General features: G+C 72.0%; 19 protein-coding genes. 9 read left to right on the top strand and 10 right to left on the bottom strand.

The genetic code is table 11. From position 1 onward, the window contains the following. The first annotated feature begins 124 nt into the window (after window positions 1-124). Both PV341_RS06035 and PV341_RS06030 read left to right on the top strand, forming a co-directional pair. On the top strand, window positions 125-661 hold the full coding sequence (locus PV341_RS06035) for a VldE C-terminal domain-containing protein (protein ID WP_500330520.1): 537 nt from the start codon (window positions 125-127) through the stop codon (window positions 659-661). Between the two features lie 251 nt (window positions 662-912). Beyond that, window positions 913-1,332 carry a DUF5958 family protein gene (locus PV341_RS06030; protein WP_500356937.1) on the top strand — a complete coding sequence of 140 codons (420 nt, stop codon included), beginning with the start codon at window positions 913-915 and terminating at the stop codon, window positions 1,330-1,332. Between the two features lie 228 nt (window positions 1,333-1,560). Here PV341_RS06030 and PV341_RS06025 read toward each other — a convergent pair whose 3' ends face one another. Next, window positions 1,561-1,686, bottom strand: coding sequence for a hypothetical protein (locus PV341_RS06025; protein WP_500330519.1), 126 nt, complete (start codon window positions 1,684-1,686; stop codon window positions 1,561-1,563). Between the two features lie 117 nt (window positions 1,687-1,803). Then, the gene (locus tag PV341_RS06020; RefSeq protein ID WP_500330517.1) at window positions 1,804-2,211 is read right to left on the bottom strand and encodes a hypothetical protein; all 408 of its coding nucleotides are present in this window, start codon (window positions 2,209-2,211) and stop codon (window positions 1,804-1,806) included. Between the two features lie 231 nt (window positions 2,212-2,442). Between PV341_RS06020 and PV341_RS06015 the strand changes: the two genes are divergently transcribed. Both PV341_RS06015 and PV341_RS06010 read left to right on the top strand, forming a co-directional pair. Further along, window positions 2,443-3,180: a GNAT family N-acetyltransferase gene (locus tag PV341_RS06015; protein WP_500356935.1), complete on the top strand. Its 738-nt coding sequence runs from the start codon at window positions 2,443-2,445 to the stop codon at window positions 3,178-3,180. A gap of 33 nt (window positions 3,181-3,213) precedes the next feature. Further along, window positions 3,214-3,645, top strand: a complete 432-nt coding sequence (locus PV341_RS06010) for an SMI1/KNR4 family protein (RefSeq protein ID WP_500330514.1) — start codon at window positions 3,214-3,216, stop codon at window positions 3,643-3,645. 315 nt (window positions 3,646-3,960) lie between these two features. Here the strand turns inward: PV341_RS06010 and PV341_RS06005 are convergent, their stop codons facing one another. Then, window positions 3,961-4,566, bottom strand: coding sequence for a helix-turn-helix domain-containing protein (locus PV341_RS06005; RefSeq protein ID WP_500330513.1), 606 nt, complete (start codon window positions 4,564-4,566; stop codon window positions 3,961-3,963). A gap of 207 nt (window positions 4,567-4,773) precedes the next feature. Between PV341_RS06005 and PV341_RS06000 the strand changes: the two genes are divergently transcribed. Both PV341_RS06000 and PV341_RS05995 read left to right on the top strand, forming a co-directional pair. Next, the gene (locus PV341_RS06000; RefSeq protein WP_500330511.1) at window positions 4,774-5,424 is read left to right on the top strand and encodes a hypothetical protein; all 651 of its coding nucleotides are present in this window, start codon (window positions 4,774-4,776) and stop codon (window positions 5,422-5,424) included. 65 nt (window positions 5,425-5,489) lie between these two features. Then, a complete protein-coding gene (locus tag PV341_RS05995; RefSeq protein ID WP_500330509.1) occupies window positions 5,490-5,846 on the top strand; it encodes a hypothetical protein in 357 nt (118 codons plus the stop codon). Here the strand turns inward: PV341_RS05995 and PV341_RS05990 are convergent. Continuing rightward, window positions 5,825-6,313 carry a hypothetical protein gene (locus PV341_RS05990; protein ID WP_500330508.1) on the bottom strand — a complete coding sequence of 163 codons (489 nt, stop codon included), beginning with the start codon at window positions 6,311-6,313 and terminating at the stop codon, window positions 5,825-5,827. The genes PV341_RS05995 and PV341_RS05990 overlap by 22 nt on opposite strands. A gap of 51 nt (window positions 6,314-6,364) precedes the next feature. Continuing rightward, complete coding sequence (locus PV341_RS05985) at window positions 6,365-6,961, bottom strand: dienelactone hydrolase family protein (protein WP_500330506.1); 597 nt, start codon at window positions 6,959-6,961, stop codon at window positions 6,365-6,367. A 79-nt stretch (window positions 6,962-7,040) separates the two neighbouring features. Between PV341_RS05985 and PV341_RS05980 the strand changes: the two genes are divergently transcribed. Next, on the top strand, window positions 7,041-8,144 hold the full coding sequence (locus PV341_RS05980) for a mechanosensitive ion channel family protein (RefSeq protein WP_500330504.1): 1,104 nt from the start codon (window positions 7,041-7,043) through the stop codon (window positions 8,142-8,144). Between the two features lie 17 nt (window positions 8,145-8,161). On the opposite strand, the gene PV341_RS05975 is transcribed toward PV341_RS05980, so the two are convergent. The 5 genes from PV341_RS05975 to PV341_RS05955 form a co-directional block, all read right to left on the bottom strand. Further along, window positions 8,162-9,757, bottom strand: a complete 1,596-nt coding sequence (locus tag PV341_RS05975) for a cation:proton antiporter (protein ID WP_499511349.1) — start codon at window positions 9,755-9,757, stop codon at window positions 8,162-8,164. 36 nt (window positions 9,758-9,793) lie between these two features. Next, a complete protein-coding gene (locus PV341_RS05970; RefSeq protein WP_500330503.1) occupies window positions 9,794-10,231 on the bottom strand; it encodes a GNAT family N-acetyltransferase in 438 nt (145 codons plus the stop codon). Continuing rightward, complete coding sequence (locus PV341_RS05965) at window positions 10,224-11,159, bottom strand: RluA family pseudouridine synthase (protein WP_499516802.1); 936 nt, start codon at window positions 11,157-11,159, stop codon at window positions 10,224-10,226. The genes PV341_RS05970 and PV341_RS05965 overlap by 8 nt, the downstream gene beginning before the upstream one ends. Before the next feature lie 58 nt (window positions 11,160-11,217). After that, window positions 11,218-11,778: a signal peptidase II gene (gene lspA, locus PV341_RS05960; RefSeq protein WP_500330501.1), complete on the bottom strand. Its 561-nt coding sequence runs from the start codon at window positions 11,776-11,778 to the stop codon at window positions 11,218-11,220. Between the two features lie 119 nt (window positions 11,779-11,897). Further along, entirely contained in the window at window positions 11,898-12,392 is a 495-nt protein-coding gene (locus tag PV341_RS05955) for a TraR/DksA family transcriptional regulator (RefSeq protein WP_499511352.1), read from the bottom strand. 4 nt (window positions 12,393-12,396) lie between these two features. On the opposite strand from PV341_RS05955, the gene PV341_RS05950 reads away from it, so the two are divergent. Beyond that, on the top strand, window positions 12,397-13,308 hold the full coding sequence (locus PV341_RS05950; RefSeq protein ID WP_500356934.1) for a hypothetical protein: 912 nt from the start codon (window positions 12,397-12,399) through the stop codon (window positions 13,306-13,308). 377 nt (window positions 13,309-13,685) lie between these two features. Next, window positions 13,686-16,847: an isoleucine--tRNA ligase gene (gene ileS / locus PV341_RS05945; protein ID WP_500330498.1), complete on the top strand. Its 3,162-nt coding sequence runs from the start codon at window positions 13,686-13,688 to the stop codon at window positions 16,845-16,847. Window positions 16,848-16,965: the final 118 nt, after the last annotated feature.

The following is a 16,965-nucleotide window of genomic DNA, read 5'->3' as shown; positions in this document are numbered from 1 at the left end:
GCGTCCAACGCAGGAGCGTACGCTCGCGTGCCCGGGGACGACCCCCGGCGGGGCGTTATTCGCGTCACCGTCGCACCGCGTTCAACCGGGCACTTCCGGCCACGGTCGCGCGTTCTGGCTTGCGATGAACACCACCAGGGGGCGGGACACCGCGCGCCGCGGCCGGCGGCGCACCATATTCGGGCTGCTGCTGATCGGCGGCCTCGTACTGGCCGCCGTGGCGTGGCCCACACTCTCCGCACAGGTCCGCGCGGCCAACTGGCCGAAGGAGCAACCCCGCGGGCCGCAGCACATCACCGCCCGCATGGAGGCCGTCCGCGAGGCCGTCGTCAAGGAGTTCGGCCCCCGCGGCCTCGAGGGCGCCCCCGGCTGCTACCGCGAGGAAGGCGGCATCGCCGGCGGCGGCGAACACCCTCTCGGCCGCGCCTGCGACTTCATGCTCATGCCCGCCGGCAAGAAGGCCACCGGCAAGTCCGACGCCCTGGGCGAGGCCATCGTGGCCTGGGTGCGGGAGCACGCGGACGAATACGGCATCTGGTACGTCATCTACGAGCAGCACATCTGGTCGAGCCGACTCCCGCAACAGGGGTGGAAGTTGATGGAGGACCGCGGGTCCATCACGCAGAACCACTTCGACCACGTGCACATATCGGTCTACTGAGCAGAGTTGACGCCGCCGCTGGTTGTCAACGTTCGCCAACGCTGGTCGACCTTCCACGGCCCAGGGACGGCACAGGGCCATCGTGCCCGCCGATCGCGTCCTCGGCACGACGTGCAGCGGCACGCGCGAACCTGCGGTCGCGCCACCAGAATAGATGGCGGCAAAGGGGACAGTTCCCTCCATCAGAGGGGATGCGGCGGTGGCCTCGGGCAGATGACGATGGGTGGACGGCCGAGGAGAGAGGGAAAGCCGTGCGATACAGAGCGGGCACCGGGGAGTACCTGAACGAACTCGCCCAGGACCTGCGCCCGCTCGACGAGGGGATCGCATGGTTCGCATCCCTCCCCGAGGACGAGCAAACCGGGACGCTGTGCCTGCTGGCGGGGTTCTGCTTCCAAGCCCACCCCACCGCCGAGGAAGCCCTGGAGAGCATCCGGCGTTCCGGTCTCCGGCCGACCCACACTCCTGCGGTCATGCTCGTTCGAGGACGAATCGAGGACCAGGTGGGGAGGGTCGCCGGGCTGACCCCGCAGCACGAGCGACTGAAGGCCTTCCGCCTCCTGATCGCCCTGCTGGCCGTCGCGGACGGCAGTCGCAGGGCACTGTGCCGTGTCCACAACTGCAGCCACCCCTGGCATCACCTGACCTCCAGCCGGGCGACGGCCCCGTGACGGCGCTCGCTTGCGGGGCGGCACCCGCATGAGGACTTCGTGCACAGCTACGCGCGCCGCAGCGCTTCAACTACGAGGCGGGTGTGTGCGTCGATGGTGCTGGCCATGTCGACGCTGACCTTCGTGGCCTTCGGCGATTCCGGGCTTTGCACACGTGATCCGTAGCGGGCAAGGCACGCCGCGGGGGCGCGGTATCGTCCCGCGCCCCCGCGTGCCGGGGCGGTCGGGTCAGTAGCGCGCGCCGACGGGGGCCGGTATGGCGTCGAGGTCGGCGAGGTCGGCCGCGGAGAGGCGGACGTGGGCGGCGCCCGCGTTGTCGGTGAGGTACGGAATCGAGCCGACTCCTGACGGCATCGGAGATCCTGACGGCGAGACCGGCGTGGCACTCTCGACCGGCCTGCCGGGATGCCTCGCCGTCGGCGTGGGCGTGTCGGTCCACCGATGCATGCGGATGAGGACGAGGGCAGGGGCCTAGCCACCCGCCGTGGGCCGCCGGTCGGCGGTGACGACCGCATAGGCACGCTCCACCTCGCCCAGGTACTGCTCGAGGCGGAAGCGCACCTCTTCGACGGGTCTGCCATCGATGCCGGGGTACATCAGGCCGGACCAGATGACCGTCCCGCCCCGGAGCCGGAGCCGGAGCCGGATGCCCAGCCTGCCCGGCCCCGACCCGGCCTGCCCCTGGGCTGCCACCTCCACCTCACGCGGCATGTCCGTCGGATAAAGCGGCCCGCCCGGCCGGAGCAGCCGCCTCGGATCGAGGCCGGCCATCCTGCTGTCGCTGCGCGCGACCATGTCGAGACCGTCGACGAAGAGGTACGTGTGAACGGCGGCGCACACGGGCTGCCCAGGACACGTGCCGATGAGCAACGAGCTCACCGCATCACTGCCTCGTTCATCGGACCCCGCGGCCCTCACCTCGCGCGGCGCCCTACGCGGCATCCACCTGATGGGACGTCATGGGGTGATCGTAGCGGCCGCGTCGGACCGACCCCGCGAACGTCGCGCCGGAGGTCGCAAGAGATCCGGGCCCGTACACCGGCCGCCGATCGGGCCGGCTCCTGTGCTCACGCCGCCTCGCACTGGGCACTCGAATGGCAGGATCCACGCATGCCTGACGACCTGACGGCTCGTGCTCAAGCCCTGTGGCGGGAACTGGCCCGCGCACCTGTCGAATTCGGACGCTCCGCGGCCCAGGTGGTCGTCTCACCGGGGTCGGGGTTGTGTCCCCCTTCGTGGTGTGGGGTCGTGGTGCTGGGCGGAGCAGGGATCGTCACGGTTCCGACAGCCGAGGTCGCCGGCCTGCTGTGCAAAGCCACCGCTGGGATTCCTCCGGACGCCCTCGTCCGGACGGACGCGCTCCGGACGGTACTGCCCGTCATCGAGGTACTCGGTCCGGCCACCCTCGCTTACCTGTCCGACGTGGAGTTCCGTCCTGCGCCCACGGACCGGGCTGTGGTGCGCCTGCCCGCGGAACACCCTGACCTGCTGGCCTTGCTCGGGGCAGCGGGGCACGAAGACGCCGGCGAAAGCGGCCTGGATGAGATCTCTTCGCCTGCGTTCGTCGTCCTCGACGGCGGCGAGGTCGTGGCCGCAGCGGGATATCGGCTGTGGCCCGGGAGTACTGCTCATGTGTCGGTACTCACGGCACCGCAGCGCCGCGGTCATGGGTTGGCGAAGACCGTGGCCTCCGCAGCAGTGGCTCATGCTCTCGATGCGGGTCTCCTACCTCAGTGGAGAGCTCGGCCCGAGCCGTCCCGAAGGGTTGCGGGCGCGCTCGGTTTCCGAGAGGTGGGGGCCCAGTTGAGCTTTCGGCTCAAGACCGGCGCCGGCGTATCCGGAAGCTGACCGGTTGACCAGCCCGCCGCATATGCTGCGCTGATGTGGAAAGAGACCGCTGCCGAGCTCCTGCCCGACGTCGCATTTCGACCACCGGTTGACCGGGCAGCCCTCGCCGAGGCCGAGCAGCGTCTGGGGCGGGCCCTGCCCGCGCAGTTGGCCGCCCTGCTGCTGGAGGCCGACGGGATGGTCGGCACCTACGGCAAGGACGTCGTCTGGTCCCTGCATCGGATCGTGGAACAGAATCTGCTGTTCTGGTCTCCCGATGCGTTCCCTGGCCTGTACATGCCCTTCGACGCCCTGCTGTTCTTCGGTGACAACGGCGGGGGTGACCAGTTCGCCTTCGTGCAGACGCCCAAGCGTCCGGACATCTTCGTGTGGGACCACGAGGACGACAGTCGGCTGTGGGCTGCGCGGGAGCTGGACGATTATCTGCGGCGGGCCCTCGCCGATGGCGGCGACTGGTACCGGTAGCCGGTCAGGCGAAAGGGCCTTGTGGCCGACCGACGAGTGCGGGCGGCTGTGCGATGGCCGCGCACAGGCGTCGCCGGCGCCGGACGGCGACCGCGATCCAGGTTCCGGCGAACCCCACCGTGACCCAGACGAGCACCCCTTTGAGGGCCACGTCCGATTCGCGGAGCATCCCTGTCCGGGCTGCGCCGCGCATGAGGGCCTCTGCCGACGCGAGCGGCCCCTGGACTTCCCCCACCGTCCCCACCCGTCTCCCCCGTTCCGGACGGAGGTTACTGCGTTACTGCGACGGGGAAAGCGCGATCAGCCAGCTCGTCCTCAGCCGTCACCGCCGCGCCCCTTCCCCCGGCTGGGCCTGGCCCGGACGTGCATGCGCTCGCCCTGGCGGCCGAAGAGGCTGAGGATCTCGACGGGTTGGTCACCGGCGCTGCCGAACCAGTGCGGCATCCGGGTGTCGAACTCGGCGGCCTCACCGACGCCGAGGACGACCTCGCGGTCGCCCAGCAGGAGTCGGAGGCGTCCGGAGAGCACGTACAGCCACTCGTAGCCCTCGTGGACACGGAGGTCGGGCTCGCACTGGCCCGCCGGGACGACGACCTTCCAGGCCTGCGGGGAACCCGGCTGCCGGGTCAGCGGCAGGACGGTACGGCCGTTCACGCGGCGGGGCTTGAGGCGTACCCGGGGGTCGCCGGCCTCCGGGTCGCCGACCAGTTCGTCCAGCGGTACGCGGTGCGCCCGGGCGATCGGGAGGAGGAGTTCGAGGCTGGGGCGGCGCCCGCCGGTCTCCAGGCGGGACAGGGTGCTCGTGGAGATGCCCGTGGACTCGGACAGCGCGGCCAGCGTGACGCCCCGCTGCGTGCGCAGGCGTTTGAGGCGGGGGCCGACCTCCGCCAGGGCGGCGGCGATCGAGGACAGGTCTTCCATCCGCCCATTCCACCCCGGCCGTCCCCGGAACGGCAACGAACGTTGCCGTCGCGCGGAACGAGCACGCGTAGGCCGTCGTGGCGATCGGCGGTGGCGGCGGCAGGCCCAGGCGCCGTGCCGACCGTCATCCACGACGTGACGCCCCGCCACGCTCCCTCCGGCCCCCTTGGATACGGTCGGGATCGAACCGGGAGGTGGGTGGGGGCCGTGAGCGTGATGGGCGTCTGGGTGGTCGGGGCCGTCCCCGACGACGAGGCACGGGCGTTGTCCCGGCACGCGGCCCGGCGGGGCACCGGAGACGAGGACCTGCCACCGGTGCACGCGCAGGCGCTCGCCTGGTGGTCGGGCGGAGGTGACGCGGAGCGCTTCTTCGATGGCACCGCGGACGGCTCAGGTGGCGCGTCCCCCACCCCGGCCGCGCTGCGGTTCGCCGAACTCGTGCACTGCAACACCGCCCCCGACGACGAGCCCGCGCTGACCCTTCAGGACGAGCTCATGGAGCTCATGCCGACGACCGGGGGCGACGGCCCGTTCGCCGCCGTCGCCCGTAAGGCGAGCCCGGTCGCGGCGCTGCTGCACGGTCTCGGCGCGGAGGCTTCGGCCCTGCTGCCCGGCAGGTTCGGCGAGTTCCTGCTGAGCCATGACGAGGTGGTGGCGGCACTCCCCCGGGTCGTGCGGGCCCTGGACGTCTCCGGCGCCCGGCGGGACGAGGTCCTTTCCCGCGTGGCCGGCTGGATGCGCGGCATGGGCGACGCCCCGGAGTTCGACGGGGCCGAGCTGCTCGACGCCCCCGTGCGTGTGCTGCGTCACGCCGCCCGGTCCGGCCTCGGTGCCGCCGCGTTCAGCCGCTGGTACTGAGCCGGGCCTCGATCCGCTAGGTTGAACGCGTTCAAAGTGCTCTTCGCCAGGGGGAAGGGGCGGCCATGAGGGCTGAGGTGGGGCGACCGGAAGCGCGGGCGGGGATCGGGCGGCGGCAGTGGGTGCTCGCGGTGGGGGCGTTGGCCGCGGCCGTGCCCGGGCTGCTCTTCGGGCTGGACAGCTACTACGGAGGCTTCTTCGTGCTGACCGTGGTGCCGCTGGCGCTGCCACCGCTCCTGGGGCGGTTCCCCAGGGTGTTCGCCCAGGCCTGCGTCGTCATCGCGCTGGCGCTGGTCACCTGGTCCGTCATCGGCGCGGTGCCGGCGATGTACGTGTTCCTGCCCTCGGCCGCGCTCCTGCTGCTCGCCGCGGCCGCCGGGCCGCGCGGGGCCGCCTTCGCTCAGGGGCGGATCCAGCAGTAGAGCCGCCGTCCGCCCGCCGCCGCGCGGCCGGCCAGCCCGGCGAGTTCCTTGAGGAACAGCCCGAGGACGTCCGGGCCGTGGACGCCGTGGAGACCCCCGGAGGTGCGGGACCACCCCATGGCGACGTCGTCCAGCAGGTCCGCGTCGAAGGCGGCGAGGGCGTCGCGGAAACTGTCGGTGAGCGAGACGGCGACCACCCTGCCCTCGCCGGCCACGCCCACCAGGGCGCCGCGGCGCGGGTCGGAGCGCACGTCCTCGGGGGCGCGGCCGGTGATGAGCACCTCCGCGGGGAGCAACTCCACGACCGGGTCTATGCCCTGGGTCACGTGCTCGTCGCGACCGTCGCCGTCGGCCTCGCGGAGCTCGCGAGGCCCCCGGAACTCGCACAGCTCACGGAACTCCCGGACCACGGCGCGTGCGGCGTCCTTGTCGTCGGCGGCGGAGTAGTACCCGTAGAGAACACCCATGTCCCCGATGATCTCAGCGGGCACTGACAACGGCCCCCGTCCGCAACGGCGTTACGCCTCCCCCGCCGTCCCGGCCTCCGCCGCGAGGTCGGCGAGGAAGTCCAGGGCGACCGCCCAGGTCTGCTCGGCCGCCTCCGCGTCGTAGTCGTCGAGGTCCGGGTCGGTGAAGAGGTGTCCGGCGCCCCGGTAGCGGTGGATCTCCACGTCGGCGCCCGCCTTGCGCATGCGCAGGTACCAGGCGTTCAGCCAGTCGTCGGGCTCGAAGGGGTCGGGCTCGGCGACGTGCAGCTGGACGGGGAGGTCGGTGGCCGCGTCGTCGGCGATGTCGGAGGTGCCGTGCAGCAGCAGGAGGCCGCGGGCCCTGTCGTCGGCGAGGGCGAGGTTCTGCGCGATGGAACCGCCCAGCGAGAACCCGGCGTAGACCAGGCCGCGGCCGGAGAGCGGGCCGGAGACGGTGACGGCGCGCATCAGCAGTTCGTCGCGGCCGATCTCGTCCTTGATGGCCATGCCCTCCTCGACGGTGTCCGCGGTGCGGCCCTCGTAGAGGTCGGGCACGTGCACCTCGTGGCCGGCCGCGCGCAGCCGGTCGGCGGCGGCGTGCACGGCGGGACGGAGTCCGTAGGCCGAGTGGAACAGCACGATGGTCATGCCCGAGCTCACAATTTCACTTCCCATGATCGGCGCACGGTCGGGTACGGGCTCCATCATGCCCGTTACCGTCGAAGACATGGATTCCGTCATACGACCGCTCGGCGTGGTGGGCGGCTCCCTCGTCGTCACGCTCGCCGTGGGCTGGGCCGTGGACCACGCGCTGCGCCGGGCGGACGCCCGGCACCCGGAGACCCCGTTGTGGAACCTGCTGCGCCGCGCCCGGCTGGCGCTCCAGCTGGTGATCTGCAGTTCGCTGCTGCGCGGCTCGTACGAACAGACGCACCTGGCCCGCGGCCACACCCGCGGGATCGGGCAGGTGCTGACGCTGGTGCTGATCGGGGCCTGTGCCTGGCTGGTCGTCAGGGTCGCGGCGGCCGTCGTGGAGGCCTCCTACTCGCGCTACGCCTCCGCCGCCCAGGACGCGGCGCGGGTGCGGCGGGTGCGGACGCAGGTGAGCCTGATCCAGCGGGTGGTCACCGCGGTCGTCGGCGTGGTGGCGATCGCGGCCATGCTGCTGACCTTCCCCGCGATGCGCGGCTTCGGCGCCTCGATGCTGGCCTCCGCGGGGCTGATCGGCATCGTCGCCGGCATAGCCGCCCAGTCGACGCTGGGCAACCTCTTCGCGGGGCTGCAGATCGCCTTCGGCGACATGGTCCGGATCGGCGACGCGGTGGTCGTGGAGGGCGAGTGGGGGACGGTGGAGGAGATCACCCTCACCTACCTGGTGGTCCGCACCTGGGACGAGCGGCGGATCACCATGCCGGTCTCGTACTTCACCAGCAAGCCCTTCGAGAACTGGTCCCGCGGCAACGCCCGGATGACCGGCACCGTCTACTTCCACCTGGACCACGCCACGCCCGTCGACCTGATGCGCGGACGCCTCCACGACGTCCTCAAGGAGTGCGAGCAGTGGGACGGCCGGGCCTGGGGCCTGGTGGTGACGGACACCACCCCGTCCACGATCGAGGTGCGGGCGCTGGCCACGGCGAAGGACGCGGACGACATCTGGACGGTGCGCTGCGTGGTGCGGGAGCAGATGATCGACTGGCTGCGCCGCGAGCACCCGTACGCACTGCCGCGCATCAACACCGCCACCGCCCCCGGCCTGGCCGAGGCCCCGGACCGGGAGCAGGCCACACCCGGGGCCGAGGACATCGGTCCCGGCCCCGGATCCCGCTAGGCAACGCGCCGGGCCGGTTACCGGGACACGCGCAGGCTGCGCACGTCGAGCTGGCGCAGCACCCGGTCGACGATCTCGGGGTCGTAGCCGGGCTCGCTGCGGGCCGCGAGGACCTCGTGCCGGGCGGCGGAGAGCATGTCGCGCTGGACGCGCTCGACGGTCCTGATGCGGCGCACGCGGGCGGTGTGCCGCTCGCGCTTCTCGTCGTCGACGATGTCGGGGCAGATCCGGGCCCCGACGTCGAAGGCGCGGCGGTGCAGGAGTTCGGAGACCTCCTCGGAGAAGTCCTCGGTCGCCTCGACCTCCTTCAGCCGCTGCTTGGCGGCGGCCATGGCGCGCAGCGCGAGCAGCATCTCCATGTCGTGCTCCACCTGGGTGTCGCTGCTGACCCCGAGCCGTTTGACGACCTGCGGAAGGGTGAGGCCCTGCAGCACGAGGGTGGTGAGGACGACGGAGAAGGCGATGAAGAGGATCTCGTCACGCGCCGGGAAGGCCTCGCCGGCCTCCGTGGTGTGCGGGATGGCCAGCGCCAGGGCGACGGACGCCACACCGCGCATGCCGGCCCACCACATGACGACGGTCTCCCGCCAGGACATCGGGATGTCCTCGTCGAGGTCGCGCCGCTTGTGCAGCCGTCTGGTCACCGCTGCCGCCGGCATCAGGTAGGCCAGCCGTACGAGGACGACGGCGCCGACGACGATCGCCGCGTGGCTCAGCATCGTGCCCCACCGGCCGGCGCCGACGCCGAAGACGTTGTGCAGCTCCAGGCCGATCAGGCCGAAGGCGACGCCGGTGACGAGCGTGTCGACGACCTCCCAGAAGGTGGCGCCGACCAGTCGCCCGGTCACGTCGTCGGCGTCGCGGGCGTGTTCGGCGAGGAACAGCGCGGTGGTGAGCACCGCGAGGACGCCGGAGCCGTGCGCCTCGTCGGCGATCGCGTACGAGGCGAACGGGACGAGCAGCGAGAGCCCGATCTGCAGGGTCGGGTCCCCTACGACGCCCATCAGCTTGGAGGCGGTCCAGCCGAGCACGACGCCGACGCCGACCGCGACCACCGCCGACAGCAGCAGTTCGCCGAGCGCCTCGGGCCAGGAGAAGGAGCCGGTCACGGCCGCGGCGACGGCGACGTTGTAGACGACGATCGCGGTGACGTCGTTGAACAGCCCCTCGCCCTCCAGGGTCGACACCATGCGGCGCGGCAGGCCGAGGCGCCCGGCGACGGCGGTCGCGGCCACCGGGTCGGGTGGGGCGACCAGCGCGCCAAGCGCGAGGGCGGCGGCCAGCGAGATGCCGGGGACGACGGCGTTGGCGATGGCGCCCACCGCCGCGGTGGTGATCAGCACCAGTGCGACGGCCAGCAGGAAGATGGCCTTCTTGTTGACGGCGAACTGCCGCCAGGACGTGCGCTGTACGGAGGCGTAGAGCAGCGGCGGCAGCACGAGCGGCAGGATGAGCTCGGGGTTGATCTCGACGTTCGGCACGAACGGCAGGAGGGCCAGCACGACCCCGAGCAGTGTCATCAGCACGGGCGACGGCAGCCCCATCCGGTCGCCCAGCGGCACCATGACGATGGCCGCGAGCATCAGGGCGAAGAACAGCGCGAGTTGATCCACACCCCTAGCGTGGCATGTCGGCTGCCTCCGCCCCGGTCAGAGCACGCGCCTCATCGACAGGTGCGGGATGCCCGCCTCCTCGTACTCCTCGCCGAAGGACGTGTAGCCCAGGCGCTCGTAGAAGCCGACGGCGTGCGACTGGGCGTGCAGCTCGACGGCGGACAGGCCGTGCCGCCGGGCCTCGTCCTCGATGGCGCGCACCAGGGCCACGCCGATGCCCAGCCCGCGGGACGCGCCGGTCACGGCGAGCCGGCCGAGGATGCCGGTGCCGTCCTCGCCGAGGAGGAGCCGGCCCGCGCCGAGGCCGCCCCCGGGGCCGGTGGCCAGGACGTGCACGGCGTCGGTGTCGTGGGCGTCGTACTCCAGCTCGGCGGGGACCTTCTGCTCGACGACGAAGACCTCGTGCCGCACCGCGTAGTACGCCTTCAGGTCGTCCGGGTCGGTGGCGACCCGGACCTCGTAGGTCTCAGGCACTGTCGGCTCGCACGGCGTCGAGGGCGTACTGCAGGTCGTCGGGGTAGGAGCTCTCGAACTCCACCCAGCGGCCGTCCTCGGGGTGGGAGAAGCCCAGGCGGACGGCGTGCAGCCACTGGCGGGTGATCTTCAGCCGTTTGGCGAGGGTGGGGTCGGCCCCGTAGGTCAGGTCGCCGACGCAGGGGTGGCGGTGGGCGGCCATGTGGACCCGGATCTGGTGGGTGCGGCCGGTCTCCAGCTTGATGTCGAGCAGGGAGGCCGCGCGGAACGCCTCGACGAGGTCGTAGTGCGTGACGCTGGGCTTGCCGTCGGCGGTCACGGCCCACTTGTAGTCGTGGTTGGGGTGGCGGCCGATCGGCGCGTCAATGGTGCCGCTGAGCGGGTCCGGATGGCCCTGGACCAGCGCGTGGTAACGCTTGTCGACCGTGCGCTCCCGGAACTGCTGCTTGAGGTCGCTGTACGCGATCTCCGACTTGGCGACGGCCATCAGCCCCGAGGTGCCGACGTCGAGCCGGTGGACGATGCCCTGGCGCTCGGCGGCGCCGGAGGTGGAGATCCGGTAGCCGGCGGCGGCCAGGCCGCCGATGACCGTGGTGCCGGTCCAGCCGGGGCTGGGGTGTGCGGCCACGCCCACGGGCTTGTCGATCACGACCACGTGCTCGTCGTCGTGGACGATCCGCATGCCGGGCACCGGCTCGGCGACGACCTCCACCGGGCGCGGCGGCGCGGGCATCTCGACCTCGAGCCAGGCACCGCCCGACACCCGGTCGGACTTGGCGGCCTCGCTGCCGTCGATCGTCACCTTCCCGGCGGCGGCCAGCTCGGCCGCCTTGGTCCGCGAGAAACCGAACATGCGGGCGATGGCGGCGTCGACGCGCTCGCCCTCGAGGCCATCGGGGACGGGAAGGGATCGAACTTCGGCAGGCATACTCACCTGATCGAGTATGCCGGATCCGCGGGGCGTCCTCCGCCGCCCCGATCCCGGCTCAGTCCTTGTGGACGGTTCCGTCCGGGTCGAGACCGCGGAAGGACAGCAGGACGATCAGGATGCCGCCGCAGACGATCGCCGAGTCGGCCAGGTTGAAGACCGCGAAGTGGGTCGGCGCGATGAAGTCGACCACGTGCCCCTGCAGGAAGCCCGGCGCGCGGAACACCCGGTCCGTGAGGTTGCCGAAGGCGCCCCCGAGCAGCAGCCCCAGCGCGATCGCCCACGGCACGCTGTGCAGCTTGCGGGCGATCCTGGCGATCACCACGATCACCGTGACCGCGATCACCGTGAAGACGATGGTCATGCCCTGGCCGAAGCCGAAGGCCGCGCCGGCGTTGCGCACCGCTTCCAGGCGCAGGTAGCTGCCGAACACGTCGATGGGCTCGTGCCCCTCCAGGCTGGTCACCACCCAGATCTTGGAGAGGAGGTCGAGGACGTACGCGAGCGCCGCGACGCCGAGCAGCACGGCGATCCGCCGCGGCCCCTTGCCGGTGACCTCGTCCGTACCGCCGGTCGGCTCCTCGGCCGTGTCCGCCGCGGTCTCCTGTGCCTTCGCCATGTGAGTCCTTCAGCCCTGATCTGCGCCAGTCCGGATCCTGACGCAGACGAGGTTACGGCACATACGTCCGAACAGCGGGGCTGCGGGGGTTCGGGCCCCGCGATTCCCCGTGTCCGCGGTCAGTGGCGTTCCTGGCGCTGCTTGCAGTCCACGCAGAGCGTCGCACGGGGGAAGGCCTGCATCCGCGCCTTGCCGATCGGCTTGCCGCAGGACTCGCAGAGCCCGTACGTGCCGGAGTCCAGCCGCTCCAGCGCGTGCTCGGTCTGCGCGAGCATCTCGCGGGCGTTGGCGGTCAGCGCCATCTCGTGCTCGCGCGTGATGTTCTTGGTTCCGGTGTCGGCCTGGTCGTCGCCGGCGCCGTCGCCCGAGTCGCGCAGCAGCCCGGTGATGGCGTCCTCCGAGGTGGAGATCTCGGACCGCAGCCGGTCCATCTCGGCCAGCAGTTCGGCGCGCGCCGCGTCCACCTCCTCCTCGGACCACGGCTCCTCGTCGGGCCGTACGGCCAGGTCGCCCGCGGCGACGACGCCCGCCGCCTCGGCGATGCGGGCCGTGGGGACCGCGGAGGCGGACGCCCCTGCCGCGGCCGTACCGGCCGCCGTCTTCTTCGCTGCCACCGTCTTGGCTCCCGTCTTCGTGGCCTTCGTGGCCCTCGTGGTCCTCGCCGCCGCTCGGGCGGGGGTCGTGCCGGTCTTCGCGGTCCTCGCGGGTGCGGCCGTCGCGGCCGTACCCGCGGTCTTGGCGGTCTTGGCGGTCTTGGCGGTCTTGGACGTCTTCGCGGCCTTCCCCGCGGGCGCGGCCTTCTTCGCCGGTGCGGCCTTCTTCGCCGCGGCCGGCGCCTTCGCGGGCTTCTCCGCCGCCGTGACCGCCTTCTTGGCGGGAGGCGCGGTCTTCCTCGCGGTGCGTGCCGCGGTCTTCCGTGTGGACGCCGCCTTGGTCGTCGTCTCCTCCGCCACGGCCGCCTTCTTTCCTGCGGCCTCGGCCGCGGTCTTCCCCGCGGCGGGCGCCGCGGCCTTCTTCGCGGCGGGTGCCGCCTTGCGTACGACAGCCTTCTTCGCGGGCGCCTTCTTCCCGGCCGCGGCCTTCTTCGCGGTCGTCCTGGTGGCCGGCGCCGCCTTCTCCGGCGGCGCGGACGTACGGGGGACCACCCGCTTCGCGGGGGTCCGCTTCCCCTCGGCCGCTCCTTCGCCGGCCGTGGCGGTGTCGCTGCGAGCGGGGGACGCGGCCCTGGTGGGGCGCTTGGCCGCCGCCTTCCGCGCGGTGGGCGCGGCGCTCCTGCGGGCCGCGGAGGCGGCCGCCGGTGCCGTCTTCTTCGCCGTCGTCTTCTTCGTGACGGTGGTCTTCTTCCCCACCATGGCCGAGGCCCCTTCACATATTGTGATCTTGCTCGCGAATCGTGCCGGAACGATAAATCGACTCCGGACCCGCGGCAACGGGGCACGCCGCCTGATCCGCCTGCCGCTCCGGGTCGGGAGGCAGGTCTGCATCGGTTGTGCCCAGCTCTCCACGAGGTATTCCGGTACCAACGGGTAACAGGGTGCGGACCGGGCCATTCGGGTCACACCGGCTCCCCGCGGAAACCCGGCCGACACGGCACCCCGCAGCCCCTTACACTGGGCGGAGCGAAAGGCGTGGAAGGGGACGAGTAGCGCCGTACGCAGCCCATAGCGACCCGGGGACGGTGGAAGCCCGGGGGTGTGCGCGACGTGAAGATCACCCCGGAGCCGCCGGAAGAAAGCCCGCGAGGGCGAGTAGACCCGGTAGCGCGACCCCAATGAGGGGGTTGCGGAGCGAGCCCGCGAGGGCCCGTCCGCAGCCAAGGAGGGTGGTACCGCGGGAGCAGTCACAGCACGTGCTCTCGTCCCTCCGACGGAATACGCACGCGACGTGTCCGCCGGAGGCAGAATCCGATGACGCAGTACCGCCAGGTCCCCGCCCAGGTCGACCTGCCCGCGCTCGAGCACGAGGTGCTCGCGTTCTGGCAGGAGAACAAGGTCTTCGCCCGCTCCCTCGAGCAGACCGAGGGCAAGCCCGAATGGGTCTTCTACGAGGGCCCGCCCACCGCCAACGGCATGCCCGGCGCGCACCACATCGAGGCCCGCGTCTTCAAGGACGTCTTCCCGCGCTTCAAGACGATGCAGGGCCACCACGTGACCCGCAAGGCCGGCTGGGACTGCCACGGCCTGCCGGTCGAGCTCGCCGTCGAGAAGGAACTGGGCTTCTCCGGCAAGAAGGACATCGAGGCGTACGGCATCGCCGAGTTCAACGCCAAGTGCCGCGAGTCCGTGACCCGGCACACCGACGCCTTCGCCGAGCTGACCACCCGCATGGGGTACTGGGTGGACCTCGACGACGCCTACCGGACGATGGACCCGGAGTACATCGAGTCCGTCTGGTGGTCGCTGAAGCAGATCTTCGACAAGGGCCTGCTGGTCCAGGACCACCGCGTCGCACCCTGGTGCCCGCGCTGCGGCACCGGCCTGTCCGACCACGAACTGGCGCAGGGCTACGAGACCGTGGTCGACCCCTCGGTCTACGTGCGCTTCCCGCTCACCTCCGGCCCGCTCGCGGGCGAGGCCGCGCTCCTGGTGTGGACGACCACCCCCTGGACGCTGGTCTCCAACACCGCGGTCGCCGCCCACCCCGACGTCACCTACGTCGTCGCCACCGACGGCCGGGAGAAGCTGGTCGTCGCCGAGCCGCTGCTCGGCAAGGCGCTCGGCGTGGGGGCACCTCCCGGGCCGTCAGGCCCAGGGGGAGGCTGGGAGGCCACCGGGCAGCGCTTCACCGGCCGCGAGATGGAGCGCTGGACGTACGACCGGCCCTTCGACCTGGTGGAGATGGAGGGCGCGCACTTCGTCGTCAACGCCGAGTACGTGACGACCGAGGACGGCACCGGCCTGGTCCACCAGGCGCCCGCCTTCGGCGAGGACGACCTCAAGACCTGCCGCGCCTACGGCCTGCCCGTGGTCAACCCGGTGCGCCCCGACGGCACCTTCGAGGAGGACCTGGAGCTCGTCGGCGGCCAGTTCTTCAAGAAGGCCGACGAGGCCCTCGTCGACGACCTGCAGGCGCGCGGGCTGCTCTTCCGGCACCTGCCGTACGAGCACAGCTACCCGCACTGCTGGCGCTGCCACACCGCGCTCCTCTACTACGCGCAGCCGTCCTGGTACATCCGCACGACCGCGGTCAAGGACGCCCTGCTCCGCGAGAACGAGCGCACCAACTGGTACCCGGAGGCGGTCAAGCACGGCCGCTTCGGCGACTGGCTCAACAACAACATCGACTGGGCGCTGTCCCGCAACCGCTACTGGGGCACGCCGCTGCCCATCTGGCGCTGCGAGGAGGGCCACCTCACCTGCGTCGGCTCGCTGTCCGAGCTGTCGGAGCTGACCGGCACCGACCAGACCGGCCTCGACCCGCACCGGCCCTTCATCGACGACGTCACCTTCGCGTGCCCGCAGTGCTCCGCCGAGGCCGTGCGCGTGCCCGAGGTCATCGACGCCTGGTACGACTCGGGCTCCATGCCGTTCGCGCAGTGGGGCTACCCGTACCGGAACAAGGAGCTCTTCGAGGGCACCTACCCGGCGCAGTTCATCTCCGAGGCGATCGACCAGACCCGCGGCTGGTTCTACACGCTGATGGCGGTCGGCACCCTGGTCTTCGACCGGAACGCCTACGAGAACGTGGTCTGCCTGGGCCACATCCTCGCCGAGGACGGCCGGAAGATGTCCAAGCACCTGGGCAACATCCTGCAGCCCATCCCGCTCATGGACCAGCACGGCGCCGACGCCGTGCGCTGGTTCATGGCGGCCGGCGGCTCGCCCTGGGCGGCCCGCCGGGTCGGCCACGGCACGATCCAGGAGGTCGTCCGCAAGACCCTCCTGACGTACTGGAACACGGTCGCCTTCCAGGCCCTGTACGCCCGCACCTCCGGCTGGGCCCCGGGCGAGGCCGACCCGGCCCCGGCCGACCGCCCGCTGCTGGACCGCTGGCTGCTGGGCGAGCTGGGCGCGCTCGTGCGGGACGTCACCGACGCCCTGGAGTCGTACGACACCCAGCGCGCGGGCAAGCTGCTCTCGTCCTTCGTCGACGACCTGTCCAACTGGTACGTGCGCCGCTCGCGGCGCCGCTTCTGGCAGGGCGACAAGGCGGCGCTGCGCACCCTGCACGACGTCGTCGAGACGGTGACCCGGCTGATGGCGCCGCTGGTGCCGTTCATCACCGAGCGCGTCTGGCAGGACCTGGTCGTCCCGGTCACCCCGGGCGCCCCCGGGTCGGTGCACCTGGCCGGCTGGCCCACGGTGGACGAGGCGCTGGTCGACCCCGTCCTGTCCGACCAGATGGCCCTCGTACGCCGCCTGGTGGAGCTGGGCCGCGCCACGCGTGCCGAGTCCGGGGTCAAGACCCGCCAGCCCCTCTCGCGGGCCCTGGTGGCCGCCTCGGGCTTCGAGGCACTGGGCGAGGAACTGCGGGCGCAGATCGCCGAGGAGCTCAACGTCGCCTCCCTGGCGTCCCTGAGCGAGGTCGGCGGCTCCCTGGTCGACACCACGGCCAAGGCCAACTTCCGCGCCCTCGGCAAGCGCTTCGGCAAGGGCGTCCAGGCCGTCGCCAAGGCCGTCGCCGAGTGCGACGCGGCGGCGCTGTCGCTGGCGCTGCGCGAGGGCAACGCGTCGGTCCTCGTGGACGGCGAGCCGGTCGCCCTGTCGGCGGAGGAAGTGATCATCACGGAGACCCCGCGGGAGGGCTGGTCCGTGGCGTCCGACTCCGGCGCGACCGTGGCGCTCGACCTCGAGATCACCCCGGAGTTGCGCCGCGCGGGCCTGGCCCGTGACGTCATCCGGCTCGTCCAGGAGGCCCGCAAGAACAGCGGCCTGGACGTCGCGGACCGCATCGCGCTGCGCTGGGCCGCGGCGGACGCGGAACTGGCGGAGGCCCTCGCGGAGCACGCGCGGCTCGTCGCGGACGAGGTCCTCGCGACGGACTTCGCCTCCGGCGCCCCGGAGGAGGGCTACGGCCCCGCGTTCACCGACGAGGCCCTCGGCCTCACCTTCCACCTCCGCAAGCGGTAACCCCCGCGGGGCCGCACCCCACGCACCGCCCTCCGCCCACGTTCCCTGTGGGCGGAGGGCGTCGTCGTCCGCGGGTCGTTTGTGGTTGCGGTTGCGCCTGCGGCGGGCGGTTCCCCAG

Source organism: Streptomyces sp. PA03-1a (assembly GCF_033792805.1).
Taxonomy (GTDB): Bacteria; Actinomycetota; Actinomycetes; order Streptomycetales; family Streptomycetaceae; genus Actinacidiphila.
Note: the sequence above shows the minus strand (reverse complement) of the source record. Positions and strands in the feature narration are given on the sequence as shown.

What these genes read in the sequence shown, in the direction of transcription:
- PV341_RS05965 (WP_499516802.1), bottom strand. Translation starts at nt 11,159, where the DNA reads ATGCCTGCCGAAGTTCGATCCCTTCCCGTCCCCGATGGCCTCGAGGGC.
- ileS (WP_500330498.1), top strand. Translation starts at nt 13,686, where the DNA reads ATGACGCAGTACCGCCAGGTCCCCGCCCAGGTCGACCTGCCCGCGCTC.
- PV341_RS06010 (WP_500330514.1), top strand. Translation starts at nt 3,214, where the DNA reads ATGTGGAAAGAGACCGCTGCCGAGCTCCTGCCCGACGTCGCATTTCGA.
- PV341_RS06005 (WP_500330513.1), bottom strand. Translation starts at nt 4,566, where the DNA reads ATGGAAGACCTGTCCTCGATCGCCGCCGCCCTGGCGGAGGTCGGCCCC.
- lspA (WP_500330501.1), bottom strand. Translation starts at nt 11,778, where the DNA reads ATGGCGAAGGCACAGGAGACCGCGGCGGACACGGCCGAGGAGCCGACC.
- PV341_RS05980 (WP_500330504.1), top strand. Translation starts at nt 7,041, where the DNA reads ATGGATTCCGTCATACGACCGCTCGGCGTGGTGGGCGGCTCCCTCGTC.
- PV341_RS06025 (WP_500330519.1), bottom strand. Translation starts at nt 1,686, where the DNA reads ATGCCGTCAGGAGTCGGCTCGATTCCGTACCTCACCGACAACGCGGGC.
- PV341_RS06035 (WP_500330520.1), top strand. Translation starts at nt 125, where the DNA reads ATGAACACCACCAGGGGGCGGGACACCGCGCGCCGCGGCCGGCGGCGC.
- PV341_RS05990 (WP_500330508.1), bottom strand. Translation starts at nt 6,313, where the DNA reads ATGGGTGTTCTCTACGGGTACTACTCCGCCGCCGACGACAAGGACGCC.
- PV341_RS05985 (WP_500330506.1), bottom strand. Translation starts at nt 6,961, where the DNA reads ATGACCATCGTGCTGTTCCACTCGGCCTACGGACTCCGTCCCGCCGTG.
- PV341_RS05995 (WP_500330509.1), top strand. Translation starts at nt 5,490, where the DNA reads ATGAGGGCTGAGGTGGGGCGACCGGAAGCGCGGGCGGGGATCGGGCGG.
- PV341_RS06015 (WP_500356935.1), top strand. Translation starts at nt 2,443, where the DNA reads ATGCCTGACGACCTGACGGCTCGTGCTCAAGCCCTGTGGCGGGAACTG.